The organism is Gordonia sp. UBA7860 (assembly GCF_002500165.1).
Classification (GTDB): Bacteria; Actinomycetota; Actinomycetes; order Mycobacteriales; family Mycobacteriaceae; genus Gordonia; species Gordonia sputi.
Window position 1 is genome coordinate 1 of the sequence record NZ_DLSO01000034.1, and the last position, 3,246, is coordinate 3,246.

The 3,246-nt window shown below is 63.8% G+C and carries 3 protein-coding genes; all 3 read right to left on the reverse strand.

Going from position 1 to position 3,246, the window contains the following annotated elements:
• Nucleotides 1–273 precede the first annotated feature (273 nt).
• Entirely contained in the window at nucleotides 274–2,379 is a 2,106-nt protein-coding gene (fusA, locus tag B3T59_RS05245; protein WP_005203837.1) for an elongation factor G, read from the reverse strand.
• 137 nt (nucleotides 2,380–2,516) lie between these two features.
• The gene (gene rpsG / locus B3T59_RS05250; protein WP_005170081.1) at nucleotides 2,517–2,987 is read right to left on the reverse strand and encodes a 30S ribosomal protein S7; all 471 of its coding nucleotides are present in this window, start codon (nucleotides 2,985–2,987) and stop codon (nucleotides 2,517–2,519) included.
• A gap of 6 nt (nucleotides 2,988–2,993) precedes the next feature.
• Nucleotides 2,994–3,246: 30S ribosomal protein S12 (rpsL, locus tag B3T59_RS05255; protein ID WP_287001639.1), on the reverse strand; the 253-nt coding region annotated here is incomplete at its 5' end.

Genomic DNA, 3,246 nt, shown 5'->3' on the forward strand with positions numbered 1-3,246 from the left:
GTCTTGCCGTGGTCGACGTGACCGATGGTGCCGATGTTCACGTGCGGCTTGGTCCGCTCGAACTTCGCCTTCGCCACTTGTTTGTCCTCCTGGACTGTGTTGCTCTACTGGGCGGATCCCAGCAGGGGTTTTCTCTTACGTTGTCCGCGTCGTACGAACACCCGTATTGCGTGCCCGCGCGGAACACACTGCGTGCCCGCACGGAACACACTGCGTGCCCGCACGACGCGTGCGCCGTTGGCGCGCGGTCAAAGCCGGAGACCGGCCGGCGAATTACTCGCCGGTGGCCTTGGCGATGATCTCCTTCGACACGTTCGCCGGAACCTCGGCGTACGAGTCGAACACCATGGAGTAGTTAGCTCGACCCTGGGTCCGCGACCGGAGGTCGCCGATGTAGCCGAACATCTCCGACAGCGGCACCTGTGCCTTGACGACACGTGCACCACTGCGCTCCTCCATGGCCTGGATCTGGCCACGGCGGGAGTTCAGGTCGCCGATCACGTCGCCCATGTAATCCTCAGGAGTCGTGACCTCGACGGCCATGATCGGCTCCAGGATTACCGGGCTCGCCATCTTCGCAGCTTCCTTGAGGGCCTGCGAACCGGCGATCTTGAAGGCCATTTCCGACGAGTCGACGTCGTGGTACTGACCGTCGAGCAGCGTGACCTTCAAGTTGACCAGCGGGTAGCCGGCGAGGACACCGTACTGCATGGCATCCTGCGCACCGGCGTCGACCGACGGAATGTACTCGCGCGGGACGCGACCACCGGTGACGGCGTTCACGAATTCGTAGGTCGCACCATCCTCGGCATCCACAAGGGGCTCGAGCTTGATGATGACCTTCGCGAACTGGCCCGAACCGCCGGTCTGCTTCTTGTGCGTGTACTCGTGCTTGTCGACGGCCTTGCGGATCGTCTCGCGGTAGGCAACCTGGGGCTTACCCACGTTGGCCTCGACCTTGAACTCGCGCTTCATACGGTCGACGAGGATGTCAAGGTGGAGCTCACCCATACCGCCGATGACGGTCTGGCCGGTCTCGTCGTCGAGCTGCACGGAGAACGTCGGGTCCTCTTCGGCGAGCTTCTGGATCGCGGTACCGAGCTTTTCCTGGTCGGACTTGGTCTTCGGCTCGATCGAGACGTTGATGACCGGGTCCGGGAAGCTCATCGACTCGAGGACGATGGGCGCGCTCGGGTCGCACAGGGTGTCGCCGGTGGTGGTGTCCTTCAGACCGATCATCGCGTAGATGTGGCCCGCGGTGGCGTCCTCGACCGGCATTTCCTTGTTGGCATGCATCTGGAAGAGCTTGCCGATGCGCTCCTTCTTGCCCTTGGTCGCGTTGAGCACCTGGGTGCCCGCCGTGATGTGGCCGGAGTACACGCGGACGAAGGTCAGCTTGCCGAAGAACGGGTGCGCGGCGATCTTGAACGCCAGTGCGGAGAACGGCTCGTCTGCGCTGGGCTTACGAGAGAGGATCTCCTCTTCGTTGCCAACGGCGTGACCCTCGACGCTCGGCACGTCCAGCGGGGACGGCAGGTAGTCGATGATCGCGTCGAGCATCGGCTGGACGCCCTTGTTCTTGAAGGCCGAACCGCAGATGACCGGGTAGTACTCACGCGCGATCGTCAGCTTGCGGATGGCGCCCTTGATCTCCTCGACCGAGAGCTCCTCACCACCGAAGTACTTCTCCAGCAGCTTCTCGTCGCTCTCGGCGACGATCTCGAGCAGCTTCTCGCGGTACTCGGCAGCCTGATCGACGAGATCAGCAGGGATCTCCTCGATGGTCGGCTCCGCACCGATCTCGACGGTGCCGCGCCAGGTAATCGCCTTCTGCTCGATCAGGTCGACGACGCCGTCGAAGTTGTCCTCGGCGCCGATCGGAAGCTGCAGAACCAGCGGCTTCGCGCCGAGGCGCTCCTCGATGGTGCGCACGGTGAAGAAGAAGTCGGCACCGAGCTTGTCCATCTTGTTGACGAAGCAGATACGCGGGACGTCGTACTTCTCTGCCTGCCGCCAGACCTGCTCGGACTGCGGCTCGACGCCTTCCTTGCCGTCGAAGACGGCAACGGCACCGTCGAGCACGCGCAGGCTGCGCTCGACCTCGACCGTGAAGTCGACGTGGCCGGGGGTGTCGATGATGTTGATCTGGTTGCCGTTCCAGAAGCACGTCACGGCGGCGGAGGTGATGGTGATCCCCCGCTCCTTCTCCTGCTCCATCCAGTCGGTGGTCGAAGCACCGTCGTGGGTTTCACCGATCTTGTAGTTCACACCGGTGTAGAAGAGGATTCGCTCGGTCGCGGTGGTCTTGCCGGCATCGATGTGGGCCATGATGCCGATGTTGCGAACCTTTTTCAGGTCGCTGAGCACTTCCTGTGCCATTCCGTTCCCTTCGGGAAATCTTGGGACTAAAGGCTGTCTTGTTTCTAGCCGCGGCTGCGCAGCCCACCCTCGCAAGCTCGGGTGGACTGGCCGCTCTTCGCTCCGCTCCGAGCGGCCAGTGCCCGTGGGCGGTTACGTCACCAGCGGTAGTGCGCGAACGCCCGGTTGGCTTCTGCCATCTTGTGGGTGTCCTCGCGACGCTTGACCGAAGCGCCGAGTCCGTTGGAGGCATCGAGCAGCTCGTTGGCCAGGCGCTCGACCATGGTCTTCTCACGACGCTGGCGGCTGAACGTCACCAGCCAACGCAGTGCGAGGGTGTTGGCGCGGTTCGGCTTGACCTCGACGGGCACCTGGTAGGTGGCACCGCCGACGCGGCGGCTCTTGACCTCGAGGGTCGGCTTGACGTTGTCGAGCGCGCGCTTGAGGGTGACGACCGGATCAGTGCCGGTCTTCTCACGAGCCTGCTCGAGGGCCTGGTAGACGATGCGCTCGGCAGTCGACTTCTTGCCGTCGAGGAGGATCTTGTTCACGAGCTGGGTGACCAGCGTCGAGCCGTAGACCGGGTCGTTGACGAGGGGGCGCTTGGGTGCGGGTCCTTTACGTGGCATCGCTTATCAGCTTCCCTTCTTGGCGCCGTAGCGGCTGCGAGCCTGCTTGCGGTCCTTGACACCCTGGGTGTCGAGCGAGCCGCGGATGATGCGGTAGCGAACACCGGGGAGGTCCTTCACACGACCGCCGCGCACGAGCACCATCGAGTGCTCCTGGAGGTTGTGGCCTTCACCCGGGATGTAAGCGGTGACCTCGACGGAGCTCGTCAGGCGCACGCGGGCGACCTTACGGAGCGCGGAGTTCGGCTTCTTCGGGGTG